This window comes from Rhodococcus sp. O3, from assembly GCF_048897285.1.
In the GTDB taxonomy this organism is placed as follows: domain Bacteria; phylum Actinomycetota; class Actinomycetes; order Mycobacteriales; family Mycobacteriaceae; genus Rhodococcus.
This window is the reverse complement of sequence record NZ_JBMBTE010000274.1, coordinates 1-2,359: the sequence shown is the minus strand read 5'-3', so window position 1 is coordinate 2,359 and position 2,359 is coordinate 1. Positions and strand designations below refer to the sequence as shown.

Genomic DNA, 2,359 nt, shown 5'->3' with positions numbered 1-2,359 from the left:
CGGGCCGGTCCCCCGCGCGGCGGCCGGCCACGTCGGCACGCCCGGCGAACGCGGCGACGGTCGGTGCCTCGAACAGTTCCCGCACACCCAGATCCGTGCCGACGGCGGTGTTCACACGGGCGACCACGCGGGTCGCGCTGAGCGAGTTGCCGCCGAGGTCGAAGAAGTTGTCGTCCAGGCCGACGCGGTCCAGGCCGAGGACCTCCGCGAAGGCCGCGGCGACGGCACGTTCGGTGCCGGTGACGGGCGCCCGGTATTCCGCCCGGGCGAAGTCCGGGGCGGGCAGCGCAGCGCGGTCGAGCTTGCCGACCGGGGTGAGCGGCAGTTCGTCGAGCACGACGATCGCGGCCGGAATCATGTGCGAGGGCACGAAGTCCCGGAGATGTTCGATCAGCGCGGCAGCCTCCGGGACCGCGGTATCGGGACCGTCCGCGGGCAGCACGTAGGACACCAGCACGGTGTCGCCGCCCGGACCGGGACGTCCGATGGTGATGGCGAAGTCCACGTCCGGGTGGGCGGTGAGGGCCGCGTCGATCTCCCCGAGTTCGACGCGGATGCCACGGATCTTGACCTGGAAGTCGGACCGGCCGAGGTAGTCGAGGGTCGGGGTTCCGTCGGCGGTGGTCCGCCAGCGCACGACGTCACCGGTGCGGTACAGGCGCGCACCGGACTCGCCGAAGGGGTCGGCGACGAACCGCGATGCGGTCAGCGCCGGCCGGCCCCGGTAGCCGCGCGCCAGCGCGGGCCCGCCGAGGTAGAGCTCCCCGGCGACACCGGCCGGGACGGGACGCAGCGCGGCGTCGAGGACGACCTCGGTGAATCCGCGGCCCGGTCCTCCGATGGTGACGGGTTCTCCCGGGACGAGCGCGTCGCTGAGATTGGACATCACGGTCGCTTCGGTGGGTCCGTATCCGTCGAGCATCGTGCGGCCGGGAGCCCAGCGATCGACCAGTTCCGGTGCACACGCTTCCCCCGCGACGAGCAGGACACGCAGCGCGTCGAGACCGGCCGGGTCGAGCGAGGCCAGCACGCTCGGGGTGAGCACCATGTGGGTGACGGCCTCGCGGCGCAGGAGCTCGGTGAATTCGTCGCCGCCGTAGACGGTCGGGGGCACGACGACCAGGGTCGCAGCCGATCCCACCGCCCACAGCATTTCGAACACGGACGCGTCGAAACTCGGTGAGGCGCAGTGGAGCATCTTCGCATCGCGGTCGCCGGCGAGGCGGGTGCGCTGTTCGGTCACGAGGTTCGCCAGGCCGTGGTGGGTGACGACGACGCCCTTCGGCAGGCCGGTCGATCCCGACGTGTAGATCACGTACGCGGCCTGGCCGGGATGGACCGGGTCGCCGTCGGTGATCGGCGCGTCGGACACGTCGTCGACGGGTTCGTCGATCACGAGCCAGCGCACCGAGCCGGGCAGCCGGTGCAGAGTCGACGAGAGGGTGACGCCGACAGTCACTTCCGAGTCGGTGATCATGTGCTCGATACGTCCGGCCGGATGGTTCGGGTCCACCGGCACGAACGCGGCGCCGGCCTTCGCGACGGCCCACACCGCGGTCACCGACTCGACGGATCGGGTGAGCGTCACCGCGACGATCGACTCGCGGCGCACCCCGGCATTCCGCAGGGCGCGAGCGAGGCGGTTCGACGCGGCGTCGAGTTCGGCGTACGTGACGTGGCGGCCGGGCGCCGCAATCGCGATTCCGTCGGGGTTCGCGGCGACCGCCTCGGCCAGCAGCTGCGGCAGCGTGGTCCCGGGCATCGGGGCGGTACCGCCGACGACGGTGCGGTGCGGGGCCTCGAGATCGGCCAGCCGGGTTTCCGGGCCGGCCGCGAGCATCGCCTCGACGAGCGCGACGACGGCGTCGTGGTGCGCCCGCAGCTCGTCGTCGCCGTAGCGATTCGGATTGGCGGCGAACTCGACGAATACCGTTGCGCCGCTGCGGTACACGTTCACGACGAGATCCGGCACGGGACCGGTCGTGAGGATGTGGAAGTCGGTGGAGAGCGTACCGAACTGCAGGTGCCGGTCGAACAGCATGACGTTGACCATCGGACCGGTCACGGCGCGGGCGGCGGCGTCGGCACCGAGGTCGCGCAGGATGTCCTCGACATTGCCGCGCTGGTGCCGCAGTGCACCGAGCAGTTCGCCCTGGACGCGGTCCACGAGATCGCCGACGGTGTCGCCCGGCCACGTCTGCACCCGGATCGGGGCGACGTTGGCGAGCATGCCGCCCGAGCGGCGCAGGACCGCGGTGGGTCGCGCCGAGACCGGGATGTCGACGGTGACCTCGCGGCGGCCGGTGCGTCGGGACAGGTAGTGGGCGAATGCCGCGACGAGGGTGGCGGCGGGGGTGCC

The 2,359-nt window shown here is 72.2% G+C and carries 1 protein-coding gene; it reads right to left on the bottom strand.

Going from position 1 to position 2,359, the window contains the following annotated elements; translation table 11 throughout:
- The coding region (locus ACN675_RS28815; RefSeq protein WP_420754060.1) for a non-ribosomal peptide synthetase at positions 1-2,359 on the bottom strand (2,359 nt) is incomplete at both ends.